Source organism: Streptomyces sp. SDT5-1 (assembly GCF_052245995.1).
GTDB lineage: Bacteria > Actinomycetota > Actinomycetes > Streptomycetales > Streptomycetaceae > Streptomyces.
In genome coordinates this window covers 6,891,102-6,916,912 of record NZ_CM125963.1, presented here as the reverse complement: position 1 = coordinate 6,916,912, position 25,811 = coordinate 6,891,102, and the positions used below count along the sequence as shown (strand labels likewise).

At 67.6% G+C, this 25,811-nt stretch carries 22 protein-coding genes; 7 read left to right on the top strand and 15 right to left on the bottom strand.

What is annotated here, in order from left to right; genetic code table 11:
* Window positions 1-12: 12 nt before the first annotated feature.
* The 4 genes from ACTWJ8_RS31605 to ACTWJ8_RS31590 all read right to left on the bottom strand — a co-directional run bounded on the left by ACTWJ8_RS31605 (window position 13) and on the right by ACTWJ8_RS31590 (window position 5,272).
* Window positions 13-2,097, bottom strand: a complete 2,085-nt coding sequence (locus tag ACTWJ8_RS31605; RefSeq protein ID WP_443260986.1) for an iron ABC transporter permease — start codon at window positions 2,095-2,097, stop codon at window positions 13-15.
* Window positions 2,094-3,071: an ABC transporter substrate-binding protein gene (locus tag ACTWJ8_RS31600; protein ID WP_443260985.1), complete on the bottom strand. Its 978-nt coding sequence runs from the start codon at window positions 3,069-3,071 to the stop codon at window positions 2,094-2,096. Before ACTWJ8_RS31600 ends, ACTWJ8_RS31605 begins: the two co-directional genes overlap by 4 nt.
* Window positions 3,068-3,937 (bottom strand): ABC transporter ATP-binding protein, encoded by an 870-nt coding sequence (locus tag ACTWJ8_RS31595; RefSeq protein WP_443260984.1) that lies wholly within the window; start codon window positions 3,935-3,937, stop codon window positions 3,068-3,070. Before ACTWJ8_RS31595 ends, ACTWJ8_RS31600 begins: the two co-directional genes overlap by 4 nt.
* 93 nt (window positions 3,938-4,030) lie before the next feature.
* Window positions 4,031-5,272, bottom strand: coding sequence for an MFS transporter (locus ACTWJ8_RS31590; RefSeq protein WP_443260983.1), 1,242 nt, complete (start codon window positions 5,270-5,272; stop codon window positions 4,031-4,033).
* Between the two features lie 251 nt (window positions 5,273-5,523).
* On the opposite strand from ACTWJ8_RS31590, the gene ACTWJ8_RS31585 reads away from it, so the two are divergent.
* The gene (locus ACTWJ8_RS31585) at window positions 5,524-6,315 is read left to right on the top strand and encodes a helix-turn-helix domain-containing protein (protein WP_443260982.1); all 792 of its coding nucleotides are present in this window, start codon (window positions 5,524-5,526) and stop codon (window positions 6,313-6,315) included.
* A gap of 13 nt (window positions 6,316-6,328) precedes the next feature.
* Here ACTWJ8_RS31585 and ACTWJ8_RS31580 read toward each other — a convergent pair whose 3' ends face one another.
* The gene (locus ACTWJ8_RS31580) at window positions 6,329-7,102 is read right to left on the bottom strand and encodes a siderophore-interacting protein (RefSeq protein WP_443260981.1); all 774 of its coding nucleotides are present in this window, start codon (window positions 7,100-7,102) and stop codon (window positions 6,329-6,331) included.
* Window positions 7,103-7,172: 70 nt separating this feature from the next.
* Window positions 7,173-8,522: an MFS transporter gene (locus ACTWJ8_RS31575; protein WP_443260980.1), complete on the bottom strand. Its 1,350-nt coding sequence runs from the start codon at window positions 8,520-8,522 to the stop codon at window positions 7,173-7,175.
* A gap of 10 nt (window positions 8,523-8,532) precedes the next feature.
* Between ACTWJ8_RS31575 and ACTWJ8_RS31570 the strand changes: the two genes are divergently transcribed.
* Window positions 8,533-9,384: an AraC family transcriptional regulator gene (locus tag ACTWJ8_RS31570; RefSeq protein ID WP_443260979.1), complete on the top strand. Its 852-nt coding sequence runs from the start codon at window positions 8,533-8,535 to the stop codon at window positions 9,382-9,384.
* A 199-nt stretch (window positions 9,385-9,583) separates the two neighbouring features.
* Here ACTWJ8_RS31570 and ACTWJ8_RS31565 read toward each other — a convergent pair whose 3' ends face one another.
* Window positions 9,584-10,252: a FadR/GntR family transcriptional regulator gene (locus ACTWJ8_RS31565; RefSeq protein ID WP_443260978.1), complete on the bottom strand. Its 669-nt coding sequence runs from the start codon at window positions 10,250-10,252 to the stop codon at window positions 9,584-9,586.
* Between the two features lie 355 nt (window positions 10,253-10,607).
* Between ACTWJ8_RS31565 and ACTWJ8_RS31560 the strand changes: the two genes are divergently transcribed.
* The 4 genes from ACTWJ8_RS31560 to ACTWJ8_RS31545 all read left to right on the top strand — a co-directional run bounded on the left by ACTWJ8_RS31560 (window position 10,608) and on the right by ACTWJ8_RS31545 (window position 15,388).
* On the top strand, window positions 10,608-11,435 hold the full coding sequence (locus ACTWJ8_RS31560; RefSeq protein ID WP_443260977.1) for an N-formylglutamate amidohydrolase: 828 nt from the start codon (window positions 10,608-10,610) through the stop codon (window positions 11,433-11,435).
* Window positions 11,436-12,719 carry an amidohydrolase family protein gene (locus ACTWJ8_RS31555; protein WP_443260976.1) on the top strand — a complete coding sequence of 428 codons (1,284 nt, stop codon included), beginning with the start codon at window positions 11,436-11,438 and terminating at the stop codon, window positions 12,717-12,719.
* Window positions 12,720-13,205: 486 nt separating this feature from the next.
* Window positions 13,206-14,024: an alpha/beta fold hydrolase gene (locus ACTWJ8_RS31550; RefSeq protein WP_443260975.1), complete on the top strand. Its 819-nt coding sequence runs from the start codon at window positions 13,206-13,208 to the stop codon at window positions 14,022-14,024.
* A 35-nt stretch (window positions 14,025-14,059) separates the two neighbouring features.
* Window positions 14,060-15,388: an MFS transporter gene (locus ACTWJ8_RS31545; RefSeq protein WP_443260974.1), complete on the top strand. Its 1,329-nt coding sequence runs from the start codon at window positions 14,060-14,062 to the stop codon at window positions 15,386-15,388.
* A gap of 342 nt (window positions 15,389-15,730) precedes the next feature.
* On the opposite strand, the gene ACTWJ8_RS31540 is transcribed toward ACTWJ8_RS31545, so the two are convergent.
* The 6 genes from ACTWJ8_RS31540 to ACTWJ8_RS31515 form a co-directional block, all read right to left on the bottom strand.
* On the bottom strand, window positions 15,731-15,913 hold the full coding sequence (locus ACTWJ8_RS31540; protein ID WP_443260973.1) for a hypothetical protein: 183 nt from the start codon (window positions 15,911-15,913) through the stop codon (window positions 15,731-15,733).
* Window positions 15,910-16,212 carry a hypothetical protein gene (locus ACTWJ8_RS31535; protein WP_443260972.1) on the bottom strand — a complete coding sequence of 101 codons (303 nt, stop codon included), beginning with the start codon at window positions 16,210-16,212 and terminating at the stop codon, window positions 15,910-15,912. Before ACTWJ8_RS31535 ends, ACTWJ8_RS31540 begins: the two co-directional genes overlap by 4 nt.
* Window positions 16,213-16,565: 353 nt before the next feature.
* Window positions 16,566-17,789 (bottom strand): amidohydrolase, encoded by a 1,224-nt coding sequence (locus ACTWJ8_RS31530; protein ID WP_443260971.1) that lies wholly within the window; start codon window positions 17,787-17,789, stop codon window positions 16,566-16,568.
* A 25-nt stretch (window positions 17,790-17,814) separates the two neighbouring features.
* Window positions 17,815-19,344 (bottom strand): GMC oxidoreductase, encoded by a 1,530-nt coding sequence (locus ACTWJ8_RS31525; protein ID WP_443260969.1) that lies wholly within the window; start codon window positions 19,342-19,344, stop codon window positions 17,815-17,817.
* A 67-nt stretch (window positions 19,345-19,411) separates the two neighbouring features.
* Window positions 19,412-20,332: a sugar phosphate isomerase/epimerase family protein gene (locus tag ACTWJ8_RS31520; RefSeq protein WP_443260968.1), complete on the bottom strand. Its 921-nt coding sequence runs from the start codon at window positions 20,330-20,332 to the stop codon at window positions 19,412-19,414.
* Entirely contained in the window at window positions 20,329-21,462 is a 1,134-nt protein-coding gene (locus ACTWJ8_RS31515) for a Gfo/Idh/MocA family protein (RefSeq protein ID WP_443260967.1), read from the bottom strand. Before ACTWJ8_RS31515 ends, ACTWJ8_RS31520 begins: the two co-directional genes overlap by 4 nt.
* 90 nt (window positions 21,463-21,552) lie before the next feature.
* On the opposite strand from ACTWJ8_RS31515, the gene ACTWJ8_RS31510 reads away from it, so the two are divergent.
* The gene (locus ACTWJ8_RS31510) at window positions 21,553-22,779 is read left to right on the top strand and encodes an ROK family protein (protein ID WP_443260966.1); all 1,227 of its coding nucleotides are present in this window, start codon (window positions 21,553-21,555) and stop codon (window positions 22,777-22,779) included.
* Between the two features lie 7 nt (window positions 22,780-22,786).
* Here ACTWJ8_RS31510 and ACTWJ8_RS31505 read toward each other — a convergent pair whose 3' ends face one another.
* Together ACTWJ8_RS31505 and ACTWJ8_RS31500 are read right to left on the bottom strand one after the other, a co-directional pair.
* Window positions 22,787-23,683: a sugar phosphate isomerase/epimerase family protein gene (locus ACTWJ8_RS31505; RefSeq protein ID WP_443260965.1), complete on the bottom strand. Its 897-nt coding sequence runs from the start codon at window positions 23,681-23,683 to the stop codon at window positions 22,787-22,789.
* 61 nt (window positions 23,684-23,744) lie between these two features.
* Complete coding sequence (locus tag ACTWJ8_RS31500; protein ID WP_443260964.1) at window positions 23,745-25,811, bottom strand: ABC transporter ATP-binding protein; 2,067 nt, start codon at window positions 25,809-25,811, stop codon at window positions 23,745-23,747.

Here is a 25,811-nt window from a genome sequence, read left to right as displayed (position 1 = left end):
CGCGCGGTGACTTCAGCTCTTGCTCCTGAGAAGCAGGTAGAGGAAGTACGGGGCACCGATCAGCGCGGTGGTGATGCCCGCGCCGAGCTGGCTGGGCGCGATGATCCAGCGGCCGATCAGGTCGGCCAGAGCGACCAGCCCAGCCCCCAGGAGAACTGCGGTCGGGATGACTCGCAGGTGTCTGCGCCCGACCAGTGCGCGTGCCGCGTGCGGTGCGACCAGCCCGACGAAGACGATGGTCCCGGCCGCGGCGACCGCCACGCCACTGAGCAGCGCGCCGACGACCAAGAGGGCCAGACGGTGTCGAGTGAGGCGCACGCCGAGGAGGCGGGGGGTGTCCTGGTCGAGCGCGATCAGGTCGATCGAGGAGTGCACGGCGAGCGCGAAGGCCGCCCCGACACCGAGCATGATCGCGACGGGGAGGGTGTCGGGCAGAGTACGGCCATAGGTCGAGCCCGACATCCAGGTCAGCGCCTTCACGGCGTTGGCCGGGTCGGTCAGTGTGATGACGAGCCCGACCAGGGCGCCGGTCGCGGTGCTGGTGCCCATGCCGACGAGCACGAGCCGGTTCTCGGCGAATCCGCTGCGGGCGGTGAGGCCGAAGACGAGCCCGGCAGCGGCCATCGCGCCACCGAAGGCGGCTCCCGACAAGGCCCACCCGCCGGCCGCCGGTACGGCGGTGACGAGCAGAACGGCCCCCAGCGATGCACCTCCGGAAATGCCCAGGACACCGGGTTCGGCGAGCGGATTACGGGTGGCGGCCTGCACCAGGGTGCCGGACAGCGCGAGCGCCGCGCCGGCCAGCAGGGCTGCCAGGACCCGTGGGATGCGGGTGTCGAGGATGAACGTGATGCCCGAGGTCGCCTTCGACTGCGCCCAGTTGACGACGTCGCCGCCCAGCAGCGTGGCGTCACCCAGTAGGACGGCAGCCACCGTGATTCCCACGAGGGCAACGCCCGCGACCGCGACGACCACCACGTACCCCCGGCGGCTGACGACGCGCAGGCGTTCTGTGCTGGTCGTGGAGCAGAGTGTGTTGCGACGCGACAGGGCTACGGCGATCAGTGCTGCGCCGCCGACCAGGCTGGTGATGGTGCCGGTCGGCACGGTAACGGCGGTGTCGGACGGCAGGAGGGCGCGCAGCGCCACGTCCGAGCCCAGCACGAGGACCGCGCCGGCGAGTCCGGCCACGGGAATGCCCAGTCGGGCTCTCGTCAGCGAGGTGCTGGTCCGTGCCAGGAACCGGACCACGGCCGGAGCGCCGAGCCCCACGAAGCCGATGGGTCCGGCCAGGGTGACCGACACGGCCGCCAGCAGACAGGCCAGTGCCACCACCGTGGCGCGGGTCCTGGTCACCGGCACACCGACGGCGCGGGCGGCATCGTCGCCCAGGGCCAGGACATCCAGCCGGTGGGCCAGCGCGATCAGGCCAGCGATGCCGATCAGCGCGAGTGGGAGTGTCTGCCCAAGGCCGGGAAAGCCGTCCTGGGTGATGCTGCCCTGCCCCCATTGGTAGAGGCCCTGGGCCTGCTTGGGATAGAAGAGCAGCAGGGCGTAGATCACCGAGCCAAGACCCATCGCCAAGGCGCTGCCGGCCAGGACGAGACGCACCGGTGACGCCTGGCGTCCGGCGAGAGCCAGCACGAGGCCGGCCGCGACGAGGCCGCCCGCCAGGCCCACGGCCGTGGAGGCGATGAACGGCAGGGACAGGCCGGTGATGGTGGTGATCGCCACCGCCAGGTAGGCGCCGTTGGAGACGGCCAGCGTGTCCGGTGATACGAGGACGTTGCGGCTGGCGCGCTGGAGTCCCGCTCCCGCCGCGCCGAGGCAGAAACCGACCAAGATTCCGGCCAGGGCCCTGGGAGCACGGGAGTTGAAGACGATCGAGGTCACCGAGCGACTGGTGTCACCGGTGAACGCCTCCCACACCTGAGCCGCACCGACGTCGGCGGTGCCCTGGCACATGTTGATGACGGCGAGCCCGGCAACTATGCAGACCAGCGTCGTGACCAGGGCCGTAGCCGTACGGTTGCGGCCGACCCGTCGGGCGGGAGCGGCCGTGGCAACATCCGTCGGCTTGGAAAGCTGCGTGCTCACGAGGTCAGTGCCTGGGCGACGGCCTCGGCGTAGCGGCCCATCGAGCGGGGGCCACCGAACTGCCAAATGGTGTCGTCGAGCCGGTGGACCTTGTCGTTCTTGACGAACGGCATGGTCTTCCAGAGGGAGTTGCTGGACATCTGCTGCTTGAAGAGGTCGTTCTCCTTGCCCGCCCACGGGATGTAGAGGAAGGGGACGTTACCGAGGCGGGTCAGGGCTTCGACGTCGGTGGTGACCAACCCGCTGTTCTCCTTCGGCTTCAGCGTCCACGCGCTCTTGAGCCCGATCAGCTCGTTCATGGCGCCGACCTGGGAGCCGCCGGTGAAGGCCCGGATGCTGATCTGATTGGAGGTCTTGTAGCCGTCGGCGTTGGCCACCTTCGTGCCCTTCAGACCCGCTTTGGTGATGGCCTTGCGGCTCGCGTCGACCTTCGCCTGGAAGTCCTTCTTCGCCTTCGCGGCCTGCTCGGCCGTCCCGGTCGCCTTCGCTATCAAGTCGAGGTTCTTCATCATGCGGCCGACCTGGTCGCTGCGGTCGCCGTCCTGGAGCACCAGGACCGGGGCGATGGCACGCATCTGCTTGACCGCGGAGCTGGACAGTGTCTGCGTCGCGACGATGAGGTCCGGCGACAGGCGGGCGATGGTGTCCATGCTCGGCTCACCGCGTGTTCCGATGTCTGACGGCTTGGTGCGCAGCGGCGCGGAGTGGTTCCACCGTGCGTAGCCCTTGATGTCGGAGACACCCACGGGGTCGACGCCCAGCGTCACGAGGTCCTCGACCGGCATCCATTCGGTGGCGACGACCTTTGTGGCAGGGCGGTTGAGGGTGATGCGGTGCCCGGTGGCGTCGGTGAGAGAGACCTTGTGTCCCTCTGCCTTCTTCGCCGAGTCGTTCGCGGGCTGTGTGGTGCCACAGCCGGTCAGCAGCAGGGCGGAGGCGAGCGCGGCCGCGCCGAGCGTGAGGATCTTCTTCATTGGGTGCTGTGGGCCCTTTCGCGGCGCAGGTGATGGCGGCCGACGGCACGGGTACGCAGTCGGCCGGTGAGTGGGTCGGTGAAGGTCTCGATGCGGATGCCATAGACCTCGGACAGTTGCTCCGAGGTCAGAACCTCGTCCGGGGTGCCGGTCGCGCGCAGGCGTCCGTCGTGCAGCAGCGCGATCCGGTCGGCCACGTCGGCGGCCTGGTCCAGGTCGTGGAGGACGACACCGACGGCGATGAGGTGTTCGTCGGCCAACTCCCGGATGAGGTCCAGGAGTTCCACCTGATAACGGACGTCCAGATACGTCGTGGGCTCGTCGAGCAGCAGCACGTCGGTGCCCTGCGCGAGACAGGAAGCAAGCCACACGCGTTGCAGCTGGCCCCCCGAGAGCTGGTCGGCGGGCCGGCCGGCGAGGTCGGCGGTGCCTGTGAGTTCCAGCGCCCGCCGTACGGCTTGGGCGGCCTGCACGTCACGTCCGCCAAAGCGACCCCGGTAGGGGTGACGTCCGAGTTCGACGACACTGCGTACGTCGAGGCCGGAGGGAACGGGGCGCGACTGCGGCATGAGGGCCACCCGCTGGGCAAAGGCTCGCGGGGGCAGCTCCAGCGCGTCCGTCTCCGCACCGTCCGCCGCTGTCAGCGAGACCCGGGCTCCCACGTGGACGCGCTCCAGCCGGGCCATCGCCCGGAGCAGGGTGGACTTGCCGCTGCCGTTGGGGCCGACCAGGGCGGTGACCTGAGCGGGCCGAAGCGTCAGCGCTGCCTGGTGGAGGACCTCGCGGTTGTCGTAGGAGACCGTCATGTCCGCGGCGCGCATGGCGGTGCGGGTCGGGTGCGGCCGTACCTGTTGTTGGTGTGTCATCGAGGAGTGCCTCTGGGTCTCAAGGGCCATGCGTGGCGGGCGTATTGCTCAGCGCAGGACGACAGGCTCAGGGAGCTGTGGATGAGGGCGGTGTCAGTCGGCTACGAGCTGGGCAGCGTCGCGGGGAGCCGGCGAGACCTGCGTGCTGTAGTTCCAGAACGCACGCACGGCGAGCGCCCCCACGATGACGAGCACCAGACACACCAGCGCGGCGCCCGACCAGGCGAGAGTCAGCCCGGCACCCGAGGCCATTGCGCCTGCACGCAGGTCGCCCAGGCGCGGCCCACCCGCGACGACCACCGTGAACACGCCCTGCAGACGGCCCCGCATCGCGTCCGGCGCGTAGGTCTGCAGCATGGTCTGCCGGTAGACAGCGCTGACCAGGTCGGCGGCCCCGGCACACATCAGCAGTGCCACCGCGACCCACAGCGTGTGGGTCAGACCCGCCAGAGCCACGGCACCCGCCCATACGGCCACCGCTCCCGTCAGTGCCACGCCCTGACGGCGGACCTTGCCGACCCATCCGCTGAAGGCGGCTGCGGCAATGGCGCCTATCGCGATCGCGGAGTAGAGCAGCCCGACTCCGCCGTGGAAGCGTGTGGCTGCCGCCTCGGGAAACAGTGCAGTCGGCATGGCGAAGACCATCGCGGCGATGTCAACGGCGAAGGACATCCAGAGCACCGGATGAGATCCGATGAACCGCAGCCCCTCCCACACCATGCGAACTCCGCTGCTCTCCGAGATGTCCCCCTGCACCTTGATCGGGGGAAGCCGGAACGCTGCGTAGACCAGCGCCGCGAACAACAGGGCGTCGAGGCCGTAGCAGACGGCATACCCGTGCGGCAGAGCCACCAGCACTCCGGCAACCAGTGGGCCCGCCACCTGCCCCAGGTTTCCGGCTGTCTGGCTGAGAGTGTTCGCGGCTGACACCAGCTCGTCCGGCACAACGCGCGGAATGATCGCGCCCCGCGCCGCGGACGACACAGCGAACGCCGCACCCTGCAAGCCGACCAGTGTCAACAGCAGCCCCACGGAGCCGACTTCGAGCAGCGCCTGCATGAAGAGTGCGGCAGTGACCACCCAGGTCATGGCGGAAGCACCGAGATACAGCCGCCGCCGGTCGACCCGGTCGGCGACTGCTCCGCCGTACAGACCGAAGATCACCAGCGGGACAAGAGCCACGAGGCCGGCCAGGCCGACATAGAGCGACGAACGAGTGAGGTAGTACACCTCCAGCGGGACCGCGACGGTCGTGATCGCGGTCCCGATGTACGACAGCCCCTGTCCCGCCAGCAAACGGCGGTACTCAGGTATGGCCAGCGGGCGCGTGTCCATGGTCGCGCCGAAGAATCTACTGGCCACCCGTCTCGACCCAGGGGCGTCTTGAGTCGGCCCACGGGACGGGAGCGTCGGTGTCTCTTTGCTCATGCAGAACACCCTGACAACCAGACCTAAGGCAAGGCTTCCCTAATCTCGCCGTCCGGTGTCCAAAAACCGCCACGCCCCTGCTGCCCGCCTGCCTCGGTCCGGGCCCCCCTCCCGCACAGGGCGGGCGCCGCTGCCGTTTCGCAGTAAACTCACATCAGATGTCTCAGAACAGCCACCCCCTCCCGCCGGAGCAGAGCAGCACGTGGGACGACCACCCGGCGGGCCACACCATCGACCGGCACCGGCACCCGTTTCACCAGCTCATTTACGTAAGCTCCGGTGTCTTTGCCGTCCGTACGGAAGAAGCGGCCTGGGTGATCTCCAGCGCCCGCGCCATGTGGGTCCCCGCCGGCACCTGGCACCAACACCGCGTCTACGGCTCCAGCCGCGTGCACACCTTCGGATTCACCACGGACGATCCACCGCTGCACAGCGATACGCCCACGATGGTGTCGGTCGATCTGTTTCTGAGGGAACTCCTCATCGCATGCAGCGAGCCCGGCCTCCCCGCAGAGGAGGCCGGGCGCATCAAGGCCGTGATCCGCGACCGGCTCCGCCGCTCACACGTTCGCCCTCTCGTGCTGCCTGCCCCGCGAGACCCCCGGCTCGCCCGAGCCTGCGCCCTGACGGAAGAGGATCTGACGCAGCCGCGCACCATCACGTGGCTGTCCCGGCACTGCAGCGCGAGCGAGCGGACCCTTACACGTCTGTTCCGCACCGAGTTCGGCATGACCTATCCGCAGTGGAGAACGACAGTCCGCGTCTTCCACGCGATGATCAAGCTCGCCGAAGGGGCCACCGTCACCGAGGCCGGCCTGCAGTGCGGCTGGGCCACTACCAGTGCGTTCGTCAATACGTTCACCCGCACGGTGGGGCAGACCCCCGGCGCCTACCGCACGGCAACGCGCACGACAGACCACGATGCCCACCACAGGGGCGACCTGGCCTGACGTTCGCGAGCAACTAGTGCCTGGCGTCGTTCCAGTACCCGAGGGCCACGCACCTGCTCTTATCGAATCCGCGGCCTCTGAGGTACTTCTTCACGAGACGGACCTGGGCAGATTCCGCCGCGATCCACTGGTACGACGCGGCGTCGAGGTCCGTCAACTCGGCAAAACTGTCCGCGAGTCGGCTTTCGGTGACCCCATTGCCAGAACCGACGAGGGAAATCAACTCCAGATTGGGATGCGGAGGAACATACTCGAGATCGCTCGGGTCGAGCACTTCCACCAGCGCCGTCACGCGTACGTGCGGATCGGTTGCCTCGACGATACGGGCCAGGGCGGGCAACCCAGCGAGATCGGCCACCAGGTAGTGGTCTTCCACCCTCTCTTCCGGAGGGCTGTGCCACGAGCGCGCCCCGGCCATCAACAGCCGCCACCCAGGACGCGCATTGTCGAACCATTCGATAGCAGGTCCGGAGCCGTGGCGGGCGACATCGATCGCCATGACGTTCGCATCCGAAGCGAACGACCTCACGGTGAAGTTTCGTCGCCCGAGGCTGCGACCATCATCGATCGCCTCCCAGCCTCCATGAGCGAATTCTGCGGTTGAGGATCGAGTATCCAGCAGGTGGCCGCCCTCAGCGAAATACAGACCGACCGACTCGTCTCCGGGCATGACGGGAACGTAGCCATATCCCGGACGGTCCCCCGTTATTTCGAACTCGACCCGGAACACACTCTTGGTGAGATCCACCCGGTTGAGAAATGTTCCTGCGAACCTGTTCCACGCCATCTTTCTTTTCCCTCAGTTGCACCCTCGTCCCGAGTACTTCCCGCGACTTCGGGACGTACCGCTTGCCCCGCTATTCTCCAGCGCTGCGCGAATTCAAGAGATCATCGTCGATGAACCTGTGGCGAGCCGCTGACACACCGCTCAGCAGGGTGATACCGACCAGCACGAACAGCAGCACCAACGATCCCGTCCACCCGTCGGTCCATGCATTGAGGAGGCCGAACAGAATGGGACCGGCACCGGCGGCCAGGTAACCGATCCCCTGCACCACACCGGACGCTGCTGCAGTGGTTTCCGGCGTTCGCGCCCGAAGTCCGATCAGGGCAAGGCTCAGGGAGAACAGCCCGTTCCCGATGCCGAACAGAATCATCCAAATCCAGGCCCCGCTTGCCGGTGCCAGCGCCAAGCCGACGAGTGATGCCGCAAAACAGCAGCTGAGAACGATAACCGCCGCGCGGTAGTAGCGCGGGTTGATCCGGGATACGACGACGGATACGGGCATGCTCACCCCGGCGAGAACCGCGACCATCGTCCCGGCGACATGGCTGTTGATACCCAGATCGGTCAAGTACAGAGCAAACCAGCCGAATGCGATATACGCCAGAGCGGACAGCGAACCGAAGAAGAGAGTGAGGGCCAGCACGGTCCTGCTCTTGACCAGCTCAACCATCGACGGCCGGTCCCCGAGAGCCGACGACTTCATCACAGGCGCGGGACTGGTGCGCCGAGGCCGCGCCACCATCCACGGGATCGCGGCAACGACCGGGAGAACGGCCCAGGCCGCGAGTCCCCAACGCCACCCTCCGAAGCCGAGACTTGAAATCGGCGCAGTCAATCCCGCCGACGCCATGGTTCCAAGGCTCAGCGCAACCACATAAACAGATGTCTTGGTGCCGACCCGGTCAGGGAAGTGCGTCTTCACGAGCGACGGGAGTAGCACATTCGCCACCGCGGCTCCGGCGAGAGCCAGAGTCGACAGAACGAGGAAAAGAGCGAAGCTCGATGCCACTGCACGGGAAAGCAGACCGACCACCGAAACAGCCAACGCCATGAGCAGCGATCGATGCAGCCCCATCTTGCGGGCCAGGACAGGCACGGCGATTCCAGCGGCAGCAAAGCACAGAACAGGCAGCGTTGTGAGAAAGCTGATTCCGGTGGCCCCGGCGGCGAACTCGTCCTGAATATCGCCGAGCACCGAACCGACGCTCGCCACTGCGGTGCGCAGCCCGAAGCCGGTCAGGAACAAGGCGATGGTCAGAAGCACGGTTTGCGGGTTTCGAGTGGAGTGCTCCGACGTTTTTGTTGTATCGGCGCCGCCATCCGGCAGCCGGTGAGTGTTGTTCTTCATACAGACGAGACTGACAGGATTCAGCGGCGGGATCTTCTGATATTCCGACACCGAGTATCGAAAATCTGCCACCTCGGGTAGCGTGGTGGCCGACCGACTGGAGAGGGATGCCGTGGCGAGCACTGAACGTGGGCACGGCTCGGCCGTAGCACGCCTGCCTTCGGAGCCGCACCGGCCGCACGTGGGTGCGCGGACGGAGCAGTACCCGGCCGGGGTGCGCATCGCGCCCCACTGGCACGACGAAGATCAACTGGTGTACGTGAGCTCCGGTCTGATGGCTATCTACACCGTGCACGGCGTGTGGGTGGCCTCGCCGGGGCGGGCATTCCTCATTCCCGCCGGCGTTGAACACGAGCACCAAACGTACGGCAACACGATCCTGCACCTGTTCAGCTCGGATGGCCCCGGCCTGTTCGACCAGGGACTGCAAACGCCGGAAGTGATCCTCGTCGACCCGTTGCTCGATCAAGTACTGAAGGCTGTCACCGACGAGAGTTTGCCTTCAGAAGAGATCGCCAACCTGCAGAGAGTGCTGTTCGACCGGATAAGGCGGACCCAGGTCACGGGATTGCGTATGCCGATTCCAAGCGACCCGCGGTTGCGCGCCGCTTGCGACCTCGTACAGAAGGATCTGGAACGCGTATATTCGCTACCGCAGTTGGCTAAGCTCACGCACGTGAGCGAGCGAACGCTGGCACGGTTGTTCAAGTCGGAGTTCGGCCAGACTTATCCGCAGTGGCGCACTCATGCTCGCTTGTTCCACGCAATGATTCGACTCGCCGAGGGGCACTCAGTGAGTCGCGTTTCACGCGACTGTGGCTGGTCGACGCCAAGTGCCTTTATCGATTCGTTCCGACGAGTTATGGGCCAGACGCCTGGCTCATTCCGAGAGCCTGACAGTGCGGATGCGGCGAAAGGGCGCCACCCGAGGTGAACGCCCACTCCACGCCTACTCCCCGACGGCGTAGCAACTGACGCACCCTCACGCGTCTGTTCCCCACCGAGATCGGCATGCTCCACCCACGGTGGCGAACGATGGTCCGCGCCTTCCGTGCCGCGATCAGGCTTGCCGAGGGGCCCACCGTCACAGCGGCCGGCCAGCAGGGGTGGGCCACCACCAGCGCGTTCGTCGCTCAGTGGTGGCCGAAGAGATGATCCGAGACTCGAATGATGTGTTCACACATGCGAGTTCTGGCCGCCTCCTGATCCCGCTTGAGGAGCGCGTCCACGATCGCGTGATGGTCGGCCTGATAGAGCTGCCGCCGTTCGGGAGTGGACGTGCGGCTTTTGAGGTCCCCCCACACGGCGAGGCTACGGGCGGCGTTCATGGTGTCGAACAGTCGAAGCAGCAGCCCGTTGTGGGCCGCGAGCGTGATGGCCCGATGCAGTTGGGCGTCCCAGGACTCGAACTCCGCAAAGGTCGACGAGGCAGCCTCCGCCCTCCGCAGACAGTGAACGACGTGATCCAGGTCCGAGCGGGTTGCCGACCGAGCAGCCAAGGGAGCGATCTGTGGTTCGAGTGCAAGCCGGGTCTGCATGATCTCCATAGGGCTCGTGTCGGCCGGCGCAGCGACGACCCCCTCGGCACGCTGGTCCGTGAGAAAGGTTCCACGACCGACCTGGCGGGCCAGGACGCCCTCCCGCTCAAGACTGGCGAGGCCACTTCTGATCGCGTAACGGGGTGCGCCTAGGAGAGCGACCAGCTCTCGCTCGGTCGGCAGCTTCGCGCCAGGACGCAGCTCACCGTTGCGTATGCCTTCCTCTACGAGGTCGCGCAGGGCCGCCTCAACGGAACTGGACATTGAACCTCCCAAACCAATTCGCACCAATATAGCGCGCAGGGAAGATTCGCCAAGGGTAGTGACGCGTACTCCAAGGCCGTGTACCGTCCATCTCAGTACGGAATTGGTTCATTGGTTCGTTATTGGTTCGACTTGATGAGCCGGATACTCCTGACTCCAGTCGTACTGAACCGCCGTACTGCGTAACGACTCCAACTGGCACTCCGGTGCCGCGGCCTGCAACGCGCAAGCAATGAGGCACGCATTCCTGACGTCACGAGGCGGCCGCCCGGTCGTCGTCGGCAACGAGGAGGAGACGACGCAAGTGATCACATGCGAGCCAGGCGTCTTCAGGCGCCATGACCCCGTAACCGCGGTGGCCCCCGTCGTATTCGACGTCTCCAGGAGCGGACGCGAGTACCCCTGCGACTTCCGGTCGCCCCTGCCGTTCACCACCGTGCACGACAACGCTTCGATGTACGTGGACGAGCTGTTCGCTGCGGCGCCGAGCTATGGAGCCACTCTGCTCCATGCCTCGTTTCCCAACACCTACATCGACACCAACCGCAGCGAGCAGGACATCGACCCCGCGCTCATCGACGGAACGTGGCCGGGTCCCATCGCTCAGAGCGGCTGGACCGAGCGCGGCCTGGGTCTGTTGAAGCGACTGTCCCGCTACGGCGAGGACTTCCACGAGGGCAAGCTGCCCGTGGTCGACGTCCAGCACCGCATCGAGCACTACCACCGCCCGTACCACCAGGAGCTCGGCCGAATCATCGACAGCCTGCATCGGCGTTTCGGCGCCGTGTGGCAGCTCACCTGCCACTGCATGTCGGCCGTCGGCGCTCCGACACACGCCGATCCAGGACAGCAACGTGCCGACTTCTGCCTCGGCGACATGGACGGCACCACGTCATCCCCGGACTTCACCAAGTTCGTCGAAGAGACACTCACTGACCTGGGCTTCTCGGTATCCGTCAACTTCCCCTACCCCGGCGGGGAACTCACGACGCGTCACGCCAACCCGAACATGCACATCAACAGCGTCATGATCGAGGTCAACAAGCGCCTGTTCATGGACGTCAAGACGTTCAAGAAGACCAGCGACTTCGACGCCGTCCAGGAAGCAGTGGAGACCTTGATCGAGAAGATCACGGCGAACTCCCAGAGCCTGACCACTTCGACCCAGAAGGAGAGTCGCTAAATGTCAGCGGACACGCTCATCGTCAAGAACGGAACCCTCATCGACGGCACCGGACGTGAGGCGGTCACGAACGCGGTGGTGAGGATCTCCGGGAACCGGATATCGAGCGTCACGGCAGGGCCGCCAGCAGCCTGCCCGCAGGACGAGCACGGCGTTCAAGTCATCGACGCGGCAGGCAAGTTCGTCATGCCCGGCCTGATCGACGGACACTGCCACCTCTCACTGCACCAGGGCGCGGTAAAGGGCGTGCGCTTCCCGGCGAGCGCGGAGTTCTGCACCATGTGGGCCGCGCGCGGCGCCACACTCGCGTTGCGCGCAGGCGTCACGAGCATCTCAGTCCCTGGAGGCAAGTGGTTCGTGGATGTCACGGTCCGCGACAGCATCAACGGCGGGCTCATCGAAGGGCCACGTGTCTTCGCCGGCGGGCGGGCACTGACCCCCTACGGAGGGATCTTCGACAGCGAGGCATCCTGGCGCGGGGACCTCGACGACATCTCCGGCGTCCTGTGCAACACGGTCAACGACTACGTGACTGAAGTGCGTCGACAGTCCAAGCACGGTGTCGACCTCATCAAGGTCGCGGACTCCTACTGGGGCGATGTCCAGGCGATCTCCGAGGAAGAGGTCCGCGCAGTCGTCGACGAGGCCCACCGTCGCAACGTCCGCGTCGCCATCCACTCCCGCGGTTCCGGCTCCACGTCCGCCGCGGCCCGTGCCGGAGTCGACTGGATCTTCCACGCCGACTTCGCCACCGACAAGGACCTCGACGAGGTGGCGGAGGCAGGGATCCCGATCATGCCCGCTTTCACCGCCGCCTTCCTAGCGGTTCAGAACCCGGACTGGCTCGGCATGGACGACGCTACCCACGACCGCATGAAGCGCCAACTGGACATCAATCTCACCGCCATTAGCAACGCTCGCGACAAGGGCATCCCGATCCTGGTCGGCACCGATACGGGCAACGCCGCGGCGTTCGGTCACGGCAAATGGCACGGGCACGAGCCGGAGATCCTCGTCAAGGAGCTGGGGTTCACGCCGATGGAGGCCATCGAGTCCAGCACCCGGCTCAACGCCCAGGTGGTCGGTCTTGAGGGCGAGCTCGGAACGATCGAGCCCGGCAAGCTCGCGGACCTGGTGATCTACGACGACAACCCGCTCACGGACATCGGCGTACTCAAGGACCCTGCCCGGCTCAGCGCGGTCATCAAGGACGGCGTGGAGGTGGACAGGACGGGGCCTCTCGGATTCAGGGACCTGGAGACGGAGCCCGGGCGGGCCCGGTGAACCGAGCGCGTTGAGACCGAACGCGGAAGTCGGCGGCTCCACCGAACGAGACCAACGACGAAGCAGCGCAATGGCCGAAGCGCAGGACCTTCTATGAGGCATCACCCGAGACAGTAGCTCCCCCGCCATCAAGGCCAACGTGGACACTCCAGGCGTCGAGCCGCACAAGCGACGTCCGTCCGGTGGCCTTGGTGTCGACCCCATCGTGTTCAAAGTGGTCGCGGCGTCCCCCACCTACGTCCTCCTGTTCTGCGCTGTCACGTTCCCGACGATGAATGTCTGCGTTCCCGAGCTGGTCGCCATCTGTGCCCCGTCGGGTACGGGCTCAGCAAGCCCCGGGCCTGGTCACCGCCTGGCTGGCCACTCTGCCCCGCACCGCCGTCCAGGTCGGCGTGCACGGCTATTCCAGTGCCATGCTCCGGCACTACCTGCACGCCGGCACCACCCCCGTTCGCGCTGTCTTCGCTGAATCGAGAGAGGGCCCTGATGTCAACGCTCCGAGAGTTCGACCTCGACTTCGAGGGCACGAGCATCCACTGTTGGGAAGGCGGCACGGGCATGCCGCTGGTGCTCCTGCACGGGTCGGGCGCGGGCGCGGCGACCATGTCGAACTTCAAGCGGGTCATCCATCCGCTCACGGACGACTTCCGCGTCGTAGCTGCGGATCTCGTGGGATACGGACAGTCCGGTCGACACACTACGAAGCCATACTTCGATGTCGACATGTGGACCAGGCAGGTCGAACTCCTGATGCAGTGGTGTGCCTCCGATCGCATCGGGCTGATCGGCCACTCACTGTCCGGCGCATTGGTCCTGCGTGCCAGTGCTCGAAATGCCGCCCAGGTGTGCGGAGTTGTCACGACCGGAACGATGGGCGAACAGGTCAACTCGCTCTCCGGAGGCCCCGTCTGGACGTATCCGAAGAGCCGAGACCGGCTGCGCAAGCAGATCGAGCGCACGGTCGCCCGGCCCGAGCTGATAGACGACCAGGAACTGGACGTTCGTGAACGGGTGCTCTCGGCCCCCGGCTACCAGGAGTACTTCGAAGAGATGTACTCCCAAGGCCAACAGCACCACATCGACGCAGCAGTCCTCACTACTGAAGAGCTGAGAAACATCCGCTGCCCAGTGGTCCTGCTGCACGGCGCCGACGACCGTTCCTTCACTCCCGACGAGACTTCCCTCCCCCTGGCGAAGAAGATCCACAACAGCGAAGTACGCATCTTCGGGAACTGCGCCCACAGCGTCGCGCTCGAGCAGCCGCAGAAGTTCATGAGTGCCGTGCGGGACACATTCCTCACCTGACTCGAGGCATCGCTCCACGAATGGAGGCCATGGACATGAACGCAACCACCTCTGCAGCCGAACGTCCCCGATCGAGCCTCAAACGGGTTGTGGCCGCCGGCGTGGCGGGCCATGTGGCCGAGTGGTACGACTACCTGCTGTACGGCTACGTGGCTACCACTATCGCGGCACAATTCTTCCCATCCGGGAACTCCTCTGCAGGGCTGTTGGCAACGTTCGCGACCTTCGCCCTGTCCTTCGTCGCTCGACCTGTGGGTGCCATCATCTTCGGCCACTTCGGAGACCGAATAGGTCGCACCAAGACACTCAGTGCGACCGTAACGCTGATCACCGTATCCACCGTCGGGATCGGTCTGATTCCGAGTCACGAAACCATCGGGTTCTGGGCTCCCGCCCTCTTGGTCGTCGCCCGCATACTCCAAGGCATCTCGGCCGGTGGAGAGCTCACCGGTGGCACGTCGCTGATCGTCGAATACGCGCCAGTCAACCGCCGGGGGTTCCTCCTGGGATTCCTCTCGGTGGGGCTCGCGATCGCAGCCGTCCTCGCGTCGGGGTTCATCGCCCTGATGTCGACGCTCTTGTCACCCGAAGCATTCAACAGCTGGGGCTGGCGGGTCCCGTTCTGGGCAGCTGCGCCCATAGGCCTGGTCGGTCTGTACATCCGCCTTCGGATCGAGGACACACCCGCGTTCAACGCCGCGAAGGCCGCCAATCGCACCGTACGCGTGCCCATCGTGAATGCCCTGCGCTCACAAGGAAGGCGTATCGCGGTTCTCATCCCGTTCTTCGGAGCGAACGCGGTCGCGAACTACTACCTCTCGGCGTTCTACCCGACCTTCATGGTCACCAATGGAGCGCTGAAGACCGAACAGTCGCTCCTCGCCAACCTCTTCGCTTTCGCCCTCATGGGTGCGGTCGCACCTGCCTTCGGCTATCTGGCCGACCGCGCGGGGCGTAAGACATTGCGGGCGACAGCCTGTCTCCTGCTCGGCGTCTTCGCCTTCCCCACCATCATGCTTGCCGCCTCTGGAGTGTTCTCCCTGGCCATCGGCGGCCTACTGCTCCTCGGCCTGGCGAACGCCGCGTTCAACGTCGCGGCATACCTGACCTTGACGGAGCTCTTCCACGTGGAGACCCGGTATACATCCGGCGGCGTGGCCTACAACCTCGGCTACGCGATCTTCGGCGGGACAGCGCCGCTGGTGGGGACGACCCTCGTCTCTGCCGTCGGCTCGATGGCGCCAGCAGGGTACGCCGTCGCGTTCGGTGCGCTCGGCTTGCTGGTCGCACTCTCCCTACCGGAAACCCGCCAGCGGCATGACTCTCCCACCCCGACGGCCACCAAGGAACCCGAACCCTCGTGACGCGTGGCCATCGCAGCCACGCCAAGCCTCTCGATCCCCTGACACTACGACCGCATCAACCGGAGGGGCACTGAGGAAACAGATGCCTCAGTTCATGACCGCCAAACAGACCGCCGAGTACCTGAACAGTCGATCACCTGGGGGTATCGCGATGCGGCGAAGCTCGGCCTCGTCCCCGACAAATTCGGTGGCGGTCGCAACGCCAAACTGCAGTTCAAGACAACAGGGGTACGTTCCTGGGCCGACCACGAACTCAAAAGAGAAGAGGAGGACACGATGATTCTTCGAAGCTGCTGCGGCCCCGCGACCAGGCCACCGCCACCCGAGCCCGAGGTACGGGCTCTACGCCGCACCGTCCAGGTTCAGCACGATTTTGCCGACCGCCGCGCCGGTGCGCAGCCGCTCCACCGCCGTGCCGAGCTCGTCCATCCGGTAGCTCTCGTACGGCGCCGTCAGCGCGCCCGAGGAGAGGTCCGGGAGCAGTCGCAGCACCTCGGGGGTGACTTCCTGACTACGGGAGATCATATTGACCGGCAGGAGGGTGACGTCGGCGAGGAGAAGTCGGCAAGGTCGAGCGTGAGTTCGCGGCCATCGGTGTGGCCGAGGAGGGCGGTGCGGCCGCGCGGGCAGACCAGGGTGAGGGCGTCGCGCAGAATCTGGCCGCCGACAATGTCGATGAGGACGTCGACCTTGCCGTCGATGGCCGCTTCGGAGAGGTCCTTGCGAGCAGCGCCTTGGCAGCGTCGGGGACGTGCTCCAGCTTGGTGGAACGGCCGACCGAGCCGGACGCACCGGTGACCAGGGCCCGCTTCCTTCCGCTTCACTTGAGCGATGTCGTGGATGGTCGCCCAGGCGGTGCCGACCGGGGAGAAGTAGATGCAGGCCAGGGCCGGGTCGGTGCCCTCGGGGCATGACCTCGACCGCGGCGCCCGGAACGAACGCGTGCTCGGCCCAGGCGCCGTCGCGACTCAGGCCGAGGCCTTCGCCGCGCAGCCGGACCAGGGCGGCGACGGGGTGGGTTTCCGAGGCGACGACGTAGCCACTGCCCTGGGGTTCCGGGACCGTGGAGAGGGCGGGCGCCACGAACGTGCCGCGCTCCCCCGCCATTTCGATGGCCTGGTCGGTCAGTCCGTAGTCCACGAGGAGCCCTGACGGTCAGCGACACCCCGCGCCTGGCTCAGACCCGTACGCCCTCGGTGAAGGCCGCCTTCACCTCGTCGACGAGTTCGGGGGTGCGGAACAGGGCCGCGGCGGTCATGCCGAGCATGAGGGCGCCGTCGAGGACCGCGCGGTCGCCGTCCTCGCCGCCGACGATCTCCGTCGCACGGCGGCTGTGCATCGTCAGGCCCGGCACGATCTCGATGTTCGGGTGGATCGAGGGCACGACCTGACTCACGTTGCCCATGTCGGTTGAGCCGGGGAAGACCTCTTCGCGGTGCGGCTCCGTCTTGCGGCCGATCGACCGGTACGCATCGTCCACGAGGCGTTCGAGCACCGGGTTCGGCTGGATCGACAGATATGCGGGGTCGTTGTGCCGGATCTCGATGTCGGCGCCGGTGGCCAGCGCCGCCCCGCGGGCGCAGTTCTCCACGCGCGGGCGCAGGTCCTCCAGGAGCGTGCGGGGGGCCTCGGAGCGCACCGAGATCTCAAGTACCGCGCGTTCGGGAATGATGTTGTTGGCCTGGCCGCCGTCCACGACGATCGCGTGGATGCGGGTGTCGGGGGTGACCTGCTGGCGCAGCAGACCAATGGCGTTCAGGGTGAGCACGGCGGCGTCCAGGGCATTGATGCCGGTGTGCGGACTCACCGCCGCATGCGCCGCGCGGCCCGTGAAGGTCACCTGCATGCTCGACCGGCTCAGCGTACGCATCGCCGCGAGGTTCTCCCCCGCCGGATGCAGCATGATGGCCGCGTCGACCCCCTCCAGCTCGCCGCTGTCGATGATGGGAACCTTCCCGCCGCCGCCCTCCTCGCCCGGACTGCCGACCACCAGGAGCCGACCGCCCAGGGCGTCGTCATGGTCGAGAAGGGACTTGACAGTGAGAGCGGCGCCCAGGCCCGCCGCGGCGATGATGTTGTGGCCACAGCCGTGTCCGATCTCCGGCAGCGCGTCGTACTCGCAGAAGACAGCCACCGTGGGTCCCGGCCGGCCCGTGTCGTGAACACCCAGGAACGCCGTCTCCAGGCCGGCAACAGGCCGCCGCACCTCGAATCCGTGCTCCTGAAGCCGCTCGCACAGCAGGGCGCTGGCACGGAACTCCTCGAAACGAGTCTCCGGGTCGGCATGGATCGCGTGACTCGTCTCCAGCAGAGTCGCCCGCAGTTCGTCGCGGCGCCGCGTCAGCAGTTCCTGGTCGGCCGTGAGGTCCTGTCGCGCAGGTGAGATGTCGTTCGCCGTCATGGTGTCTCCTTCGTGGACGGGGGAATTAGTGCTCTTCCACGGGCAGTTCTTCGACAGCGGCGCGAGCCGCTCGTACGGCCGTGACGACGCCCGTGAGAGTGGAGTTGCAGACGAGTGCGGTCGGGACGACGCCGCAGCCCGCTAGGTAGAGGTTGGTGAAGTTCCAGACTCGGGCGTCCGGGTCGCAGACGCTGGTGCCGTCGTCGGCGGCGCCCATGCGGACGGTCCCTGTCATGTGCAGCGAGGTGCCCGGCGGCAGGGTCGCGCTGTCGGCGTCCGGATCGAAGTGGCCGAGGCGCCGGCCGGCGCGCTCCTGCTCCTGCTGGGCTTCCTCGATCAGACGACGGTCCTCGTCGGTGTAGTCGAAGGCGATGCTCATCTTGGGCATGCCCGAGGCATCGAGTTCGGTCTCGGAGAACTCGACTCTGTTGGAGGCCTGGATCTCGGTCGGCACGTACAGGGCGATCCCGGCCGAGCAGTCGCTGACGCTGCCGTCCGCCCCGAACTGCACCCTTCCGGTGAACTGGCCGTTGAACGGCTGCAGTTTGCCGCTGTGCGGCAGCCAGTACGAGGTGTGGTGCCGCTCATCCGCACCGTCTTGTGACGCCGTCCCGTCCAGGCCGATCGCAGCGGGGTCGACGCGCACGCGGCCGGTCTGGAAGACATGTTCGTTGAGGTGGCGTCCCAGCGCGGTCGGCCGGATCCCTGAGGCGAACAGCAGTTGAGGTGTGCGGAAGACATCGGCGCACACAATGGTCGCCGCCGCGGTGACCTCGTACTCGCTGCTCGTCGCGACGTCGCGGACCGCCGCACCGCGCACTGTCTCCCCCTGGTGGAGCAAGCGCACGGCCTGCGTCCCGGTACGCAGTTCGAAGCGGGGGTCGTCGCCGGTGGCGATCGGAGGGAAGATCCGGTCGGGCCCTGAGCGGATCAGGCCTCCCGCCCCGTCGGGGTTGACCGCCATCGGCAGCGGGCGGACCTCGCGTCCGGGCGCCGACTGCGAGCCGAAGACCTCGTTGAGCGCCGCCATCAGCGCGCTGCGCAGCGGGGAGTCACCCACCGGGTCCGGGTGGACATGCAGCAGGTCGGAGGCAGTGGCCATGTCCCGCTCCCACTCGTCCGCGTCGATGAAGTCGGGGATCTCGCTGCCCCACGCCGCGGGCGTGGCCGCCGTCCAGTGGACGCCCATGCCGCCCGTGTTCCAGGCGAGCGCGGCAGAAGGCATCGCCGACGCCTCCTGCCCGAAGGTGGACAGCCGGTACATACCCGGCTCGAGGTCCGCGACCTGGCCGGCACCCAGGTCGTCGGCGACGTCCGCGGCACCTGCGTAGAGCCCCTGAATGCCCGACGAGACCCGCTCGTTGTAGCGCAGCCGGAGCGCCCCGTCGGGCATGTCGTGCAGGTGGCGACCCGCGACGGGTCCGAGCACGGGCCCTGAGTCGAGCATCAGGATGCGCGCCGTGGGGCGTGCGTCGCGCACGAGCCGGGCTGCGCAGGCACCCATGATCCCGCTGCCGACGATCAACAGGTCGTAGTGGTTCGTATCGGCCGGCAAGGAAGTTCTCCTCTGAATCGTGCGGTCGCGTGGCGGTCGCAAGTGGCGTGCGGGGCAGTGCGTGGCTTCAGGCGATGACCAGGGGCCGCAGGGTGCGGTGCGCGATGGTGAGACCCTGCTTGACCCGTTGTTCGTCGCCGCCCCAGACAGGGTCCTCGTGCTCGACGGAGAGGGTGCCGGTGAAGCCGTGCTCGTAGAGGGCATCGACGACGGCGGACCAGTCGACCTGTCCGCGGCCCGGGACGCGGTAGCGCCACCAGCCGGTGTCCCAGGGGTCGGTCCGGCCGATGGCCTTGCCAAAGAACCCATAACGGTTGATCGCGCCGGGGGTGATCTGAATGTCCTTCGCCTGGGCGTGCACGATCCGGTCGGCGTACGGCGCGATGGTCGGCACCGGGTCGATCCCGATCCATGTCAGGTGGGAGGGGTCCCAGTTGAGGTAGAGCCCGAGGTCGAACATCCACTCCCAGAGTTCGGGCGAGTAGGCGAGGTTGCCCGGGTAACCGTCGGGGTGCCAGCCCTCCATGACGCAGTTCTCGATGATCAGACGTACGTCGCGTTCACCGGCGTATTCGACGAGTTCACGGAAGACAGGCTCCGCCGTGCGCAGATTCTCGGCGACGCCGCGCGTCCAGTCCCGGCCGATGAAGGTGCCCACGTGCTCCACGCCGAGCAGGGACGCGGTATCGATGACCTTCAGGAGGTGGTCATGGATCTCCTGGCGCCGGTTCGGGTCGGGGTGGAGATGGTTCTCGTAGTACGCGAGTGCGGAGAGGTGGAGGCCGTTCTCGGCGAACAGCCTGCGGGTGCGCTCCGCGTCCTCCTTGTCGAACGTGGCGACGGGCAGGTGGGAGGCCTCGAAGTCGCGGCCTCCGATGGTCGGCCAGCAAGCGACTTCCAGTGCTTCGTACCCGGTCTCCTTCGCCCACGGGGCGATCCTGTCCAATGACAGTCCGGGCAGGCAGGCGGTCAGCATTCCGAGCTTCATGCGGCGATTTCCTCTCGGAGTTCGGGGGCGACGGCCGTCCAGGTGAGCGTGTCGCCGGCGCGCACAACGGCCTCGACGAGGTGGGCCGACCGCACACCGTCGGCGGCGGTGGGCAGGCCGTCGACCGGCTCGCCTGCCATCGATGCGTATGCGTCGGCGACGAAGGCCCGGAAGCAGTCGGCGTAGCCCTGCGGGTGTCCGGCGGGCAGGACGGACAGCCGCCGCTGCTCCTTGGAGCCGAGCTGCGGGTCGCGGACCACGACCTGGGAGGTCTCCGGGCCGCCGAGCCAGACGGACTCGGGCTGCTCCTGGTCGAAGACGGCGCTGCCGTCGGCGCCGTCGAGTTCGAACCAGAGCCGGTTCTTCCGCCCCGCCGAGACCTGGGAGACCGTGAGGCTGGCCAGGACGTCCTCGTCTGTCCGCAGCAGCACCGCCGCCGCGTCCTCGGTGCCGACCGTCGTGGTACCGGCGGTGGTGGACCCGACGGCGGGACGCTCGGGCCTGGTGATCGCGAGACGCGCGGTGACTTCGGAGAACCGGATGCCCGCGACCCATTCGACCAGGTCGCACCAGTGGGAGCCGATGTCGGCGAAGGCCCTCGAGGGACCTCCGAGGGCGGCGTCGACACGCCAGTTGGTGGTTTCCTCGCCGAGCATCCAGTCCTGCAGGTAGCTGCCGTGGACCAGCTGCCAGGCGCCGAACTCCCCGCGCTCGGCGCGTGCTCGGATCTCCCGTACGAGCGGGTGGTAACGGTAGACGAAGGGGACCGCGAGCACGCGGTCGGCCGCGGCGGCGGTGGCCTCGAGCTCCCGTGCGTCGGCGACCGTCGTTGCCATCGGCTTCTCGCAGATCACGTGCTTGCCCGCCCGGAGCGCCGCCGCGGCCTGGTGCGCGTGCAGGGCGTTGGGGGTGCAGACGTGGACGACGTCCACGGTGTCGTCGGCGAGGGCGCTGTCGAGGTCCGGGTAGGCGACCGGCACGTCCCATTCGTCCGCGATCCGCGCCGAGCGTTCGGGGCTGGATGCCAGCACGCCGCGAACGGTGCCCCCTGCGGCGCGGATCGCTCGTGCGTGGATGGCACCGATCATTCCGACACCGACAATCGCCGCATTGGTACGCGGATACTTCACTTTCTGACCTCCAACTCGCACGACCAGTGCCGAAATTGAGCTTCATTCAAGGCATTGACATACACAAGACGCCGTCTTTAGTTTTTCTGGATGCAGAAATACGCGGCAGGGCGCATCCAAGACCTCGACCGGCCTCCGGTGCCCGCGGCACTGCGCACGGTTCTGGCGATGATCGGCAGCGGCGAGGCCTCGAACCGCGCCGCAATCGCCCGGCTCACCGGCCTGGCCAGGTCGACGGTCAGTCAGCAGGTGGACGCCCTGATCGAGCGGGGCATCGTGGCCGAGACGGAGATCAGCACATCCGTCCGCGGGCGTCCGCCGCGCCGCCTCTCGATCAGTCCGGGTGCCGGTTCGATCGTGATTGCGGATGTGGACGTCTCGGCGACCCAGGTGGCGATAGCCGACCTGAGCGGCGAGGTCATCGCGCGCGACGTCATCAGGATCCCGGTGGACCACGGCCCCGAGGAGCTCCTCGAAGCCGTGATCGAGTGCGTGCGTGCCATGCTGGCCGACCATGAACGCAGCGCCTCGCTGGTTCGCCACGTCGTCGCGGGCCTGCCGGCCCCGGTCGACTTCCAGCACGGCTGCGTCGTCCGTCCGCCCCTCATGCCGGGCTGGGACGGCTACGCCGTGTGCGACCATCTGCAGTCTGCCTTCGGCTGTCCCGTGACGGTCGACAACGACGTGAACCTGATGGCGTTGGGCGTCGTCGCGCGGGAAGAGGCGGACGCGCCGCTGCTGTTCGTGAAGGTCGCCGCCGGTATCGGGGCGGGGATCGTGACCGCCGACGGGGCGGTGCACCGCGGCGCGGACGGCGCGGCAGGCGACATCGGACACGTCCAGACCTCGACGCGGCGCGGCGTCGTGTGCCGGTGCGGCAAGCTGGACTGCCTGGAGGCCGTCGCCAGTTACCGCGCGGTCCTCGCCGACCTCGGCATCGACGAGTCGTCGCCCGACGATCCGTCGCAGGCCTCCCGCGAGCTGGCCCGGATGGTCTCGCACAGCGACGCCCAGGCGTTGTTCCGTGTCCGGCAGGCGGCGGGCGACATCGGCGAGGTCATCGCGATACTCATTCATACCCTCAACCCGCGCACGCTGGTACTGGGCGGTCCGCTGAGCGAGTTCCATGACGAGGTCCTCTCGGGGGTGCGAGCGGCCGTGTACGAGCGGGCGCTGCCGCTCGCGACGAGGAAGCTGACCATCACGACAAGCCAGCTCGGCACTGACGCGGGCATCTCGGGCGGCGTCGCGCTCGCCACCCGAGAGGTCTTCAGCGCCGAGGGCGTGGCGCGGATGCTCGCGGCGTCCGGCGAGTGACCGCCTGTCAGGCGGCCAGCGGGAAGGCGCCCCGCATCCATGTCGCAGAGGCCACGGCGCTCTCGTAGGGGTCGGCGATGTCGGGGCGGTCGACCTCCACCATCAGCCATCCGTCGAAGTCCTCGGGCAGTCGGCCGATCACTTCGGTCAGTCCGAGCCCGCCGCGCCCCGGCTCCGTCCACAGCCCGTTGACCACCGTCTCCTGGTAGCCCCAACCGTTCTGCCGTCCCCGCTCCGCCGTCTCGGGACGACAGTCCTTGACATGCACGAACGCGATCCGATCGGCGTAGTCGGCGACCAGGCCGGCGACATCCGCTCCGGCCCACGCCAAGTGACCGGTGTCCGGCAAGAACCCGACGACGTGCGCCGGAAGCGCGTCCAGCACGAACCGGGTCTCCGCCTCCGTCTCGATCCAGGTGCCGACGTGCGGGTGCAGGTTGGGGCGTACGCCGTGGGGCCGCATCGCCTCGCCGACCTGTCGGATCAGGTCGGTCAGGGCGGACAGCCGGTCGGCGTCCGCGTCGGTGCCACGGGCCGGCCGCAGGAGGCGCGCGCTTCCCTTCGTCATGGCGAGGCCGAGCCCGATCTCGGTCAGCCCGAGGCGGGCGTGTTCCTCGGCCACCGCGGCGGCACGCTCCAGGATCTCCGGGGTGTGTTCCGGGCTGCCGTCGGTGCGGCAGACGAAGTATCCGGGCGCCAGGCCGAGTCCGGCATCCTCGACCAGCGCGGCATACCGCGTCTCGTCCAGTCCGGCCGGCACCGCGGCCATCACCGAGTCGAACCCGGCCCGCTTCACCATCGCGAGCAGTTCGCCCGGCTCAGGGGCGAGCGCCGGGTCGAGCCAGCCGTCGTCGGTGGCCATCCACTGGATGGGGTTGAGCGCGAGCTTCATGGCCTTCGGCATGCAACGTACTCCTTGTTCCTACTTGTTTCTGCTTGTCACCACTGGGTAGTGCGCCGTGGATCTACGAGTGGGCGTCCGCCAGTTCCCCGGGGAAGTGACAGGCCGCCTGCTGGCCGCTCTGCGTGATCGTCAGCCCCGGATCGCTCTCCAGACACAGCGTCCGGCTGGGGTCGACGAGTGGGCCGATCGGGCAGCGGGTGCGGAACCGGCATCCCGACGGTGGGGCGGCCGGGCTCGGCAGTTCACCCCGCAGGACGATCCGCTCCCGCGTACCGACGCCCGGCGTCGGCACCGGGGAGGAGGACAACAGCGCGGCCGTGTAGGGGTGCTGCGGCCTTCGGTAGATGAGTTCCGCCGGTCCGTACTCGACGATCCGGCCCAGATACATGACGGCCACGGTGTCGCTCAGGTGCTTCACGACGGAGAGGTCGTGGGCGATGAAGAGATAGCCGAGACCGAGGTCGGCCTGGAGCGACTCCAGCAGGTTGATGATCTGCGCCTGGACCGACACATCCAGGGCGGAGACGGGCTCGTCGAGGACGAGCGCCCGTGGCTGCCGGGCCAACGCGCGGGCGATACCGATGCGTTGCCGCTGCCCACCGGAGAACGCGTGCGGATAGCGGTCCAAATGGTCGTCGCGCAGGCCCACTTGCTCCATCAGGGAGCGTGCGTGCTGCTCCTGTTCCCTGCCGCCGATGCCCCGCAGTGTCAGCGCCTCCCCCAATGACTGGCGGATCGTGCGCCGGGGGTTGAGCGAGGCGTAGGGGTCCTGGAAGAGGTACTGCACCGAGGACCGCACCGTCCCTAGCGCCGTCTCGTCCATCGCGCTGACGTCCTCGCCGTCCACGTGCACGGAACCACCGGCGATCCGGTTGATCCCGACGATGCTGCGCGAGAGCGTCGACTTCCCGCATCCGCTCTCCCCCACGAGCCCGAGGGTCTCGCCCGCCCGCACGGCCAGGCTCACCGAGTCGACCGCGTAGACCGCCGGTTCCCGGCCGAACAGACCGCGGCGCCGCGAGCCCACGTCGACCCGCAGGTCACGAACCTCCAGCAGGGCCGCCCCCGGCGTACCGTCCGTCCCGCTCTTCGCGCGAGGTGTCACGGCCGGCCCGGACCCGCGCGGCGGCGCCACCTCCTCGCCGCGCGCGGCCACGAAACACGCCGCCTCGTGCCGGGCGCCGCCGGCGTCGGTGAGGAGCGGCTGCTCGGCGTGGCAGCGGTCCTCGGCAAACTGGCACCGGGAGGCGAACGCGCAGCCGGCGGGCAGCGCGGCCGGGTCCGGCGGGGAACCGGGGATCGCCGGCAGGGGGCGGCCGTCCCGCTCGTCGTCGATCCGCGGCATCGCCTCCAGCAGCGCCGCCGTGTAGGGGTGCCGTGGTCGGCGGAACACCTCCTCGACGCTGCCCTTCTCCACGGTGCGGCCCGCGTACATCACCACAACGTCGTCGCACAGTTCCGCGACGACACCCATGTCGTGGGTGATGATCGCGACGGCGATGCCGAGTTCCTTGCGCAGCCGGTCGAGCAAACCCAGGATCTGGGCCTGGATCGTCACGTCGAGCGCGGTCGTCGGCTCGTCCGCGATGAGCAGTGCGGGGTCATTGGCCAGGGCGATTGCGATGACCACGCGCTGGCGCATGCCTCCGGAGAACTGATGCGGGTAGTCGTCGATCTTCGCGTCGACGTCGGGGATACCCACGGCCTCCAGCAACTCCCGCGCACGCGCACGTGCTTGCTTGCGGTCCTTGCCGTGCGCGGTCATCGCCTCGACGATCTGGTCCCCGACGCGCATGGTCGGGTTCAGCGCGGCCTGCGGGTCCTGGAAGACCATGGCCACCTTGCGGCCCCGCCAGCCGCGCATCTCCCGTTCGGGCAGGGCCAGGAGGTCGCGGTCGCCGTAGGTCACCGCTCCGTCGACCACTTCGCCCGGAGCGCGGAGCATCCGCATGATCGAGCGTGCGGTGACGGACTTGCCGGACCCCGACTCGCCGACGATGCCGAGGACTTGGCCGGGGTGGACGTCGAAGCTGACGTCGTTGACCGCCGTCACGGATCCGCTCTTGAGCCGGAACTCCGTCCGCAGCCCTTCGACCCGCAGCAGTGGCTTACCGGCCGCAGGTCCCAT

Excerpts from the sequence above, each read along its gene's own strand:
- ACTWJ8_RS31600 (WP_443260985.1), bottom strand. The coding sequence starts at position 3,071 with ATGAAGAAGATCCTCACGCTCGGCGCGGCCGCGCTCGCCTCCGCCCTG.
- ACTWJ8_RS31595 (WP_443260984.1), bottom strand. The coding sequence starts at position 3,937 with ATGACACACCAACAACAGGTACGGCCGCACCCGACCCGCACCGCCATG.
- ACTWJ8_RS31590 (WP_443260983.1), bottom strand. The coding sequence starts at position 5,272 with ATGGACACGCGCCCGCTGGCCATACCTGAGTACCGCCGTTTGCTGGCG.
- ACTWJ8_RS31585 (WP_443260982.1), top strand. The coding sequence starts at position 5,524 with ATGTCTCAGAACAGCCACCCCCTCCCGCCGGAGCAGAGCAGCACGTGG.
- ACTWJ8_RS31580 (WP_443260981.1), bottom strand. The coding sequence starts at position 7,102 with ATGGCGTGGAACAGGTTCGCAGGAACATTTCTCAACCGGGTGGATCTC.
- ACTWJ8_RS31565 (WP_443260978.1), bottom strand. The coding sequence starts at position 10,252 with ATGTCCAGTTCCGTTGAGGCGGCCCTGCGCGACCTCGTAGAGGAAGGC.
- ACTWJ8_RS31555 (WP_443260976.1), top strand. The coding sequence starts at position 11,436 with ATGTCAGCGGACACGCTCATCGTCAAGAACGGAACCCTCATCGACGGC.
- ACTWJ8_RS31550 (WP_443260975.1), top strand. The coding sequence starts at position 13,206 with ATGTCAACGCTCCGAGAGTTCGACCTCGACTTCGAGGGCACGAGCATC.
- ACTWJ8_RS31545 (WP_443260974.1), top strand. The coding sequence starts at position 14,060 with ATGAACGCAACCACCTCTGCAGCCGAACGTCCCCGATCGAGCCTCAAA.
- ACTWJ8_RS31540 (WP_443260973.1), bottom strand. The coding sequence starts at position 15,913 with ATGATCTCCCGTAGTCAGGAAGTCACCCCCGAGGTGCTGCGACTGCTC.
- ACTWJ8_RS31530 (WP_443260971.1), bottom strand. The coding sequence starts at position 17,789 with ATGACGGCGAACGACATCTCACCTGCGCGACAGGACCTCACGGCCGAC.
- ACTWJ8_RS31520 (WP_443260968.1), bottom strand. The coding sequence starts at position 20,332 with ATGAAGCTCGGAATGCTGACCGCCTGCCTGCCCGGACTGTCATTGGAC.
- ACTWJ8_RS31510 (WP_443260966.1), top strand. The coding sequence starts at position 21,553 with ATGCAGAAATACGCGGCAGGGCGCATCCAAGACCTCGACCGGCCTCCG.
- ACTWJ8_RS31505 (WP_443260965.1), bottom strand. The coding sequence starts at position 23,683 with ATGCCGAAGGCCATGAAGCTCGCGCTCAACCCCATCCAGTGGATGGCC.
- ACTWJ8_RS31500 (WP_443260964.1), bottom strand. The coding sequence starts at position 25,811 with ATGGGACCTGCGGCCGGTAAGCCACTGCTGCGGGTCGAAGGGCTGCGG.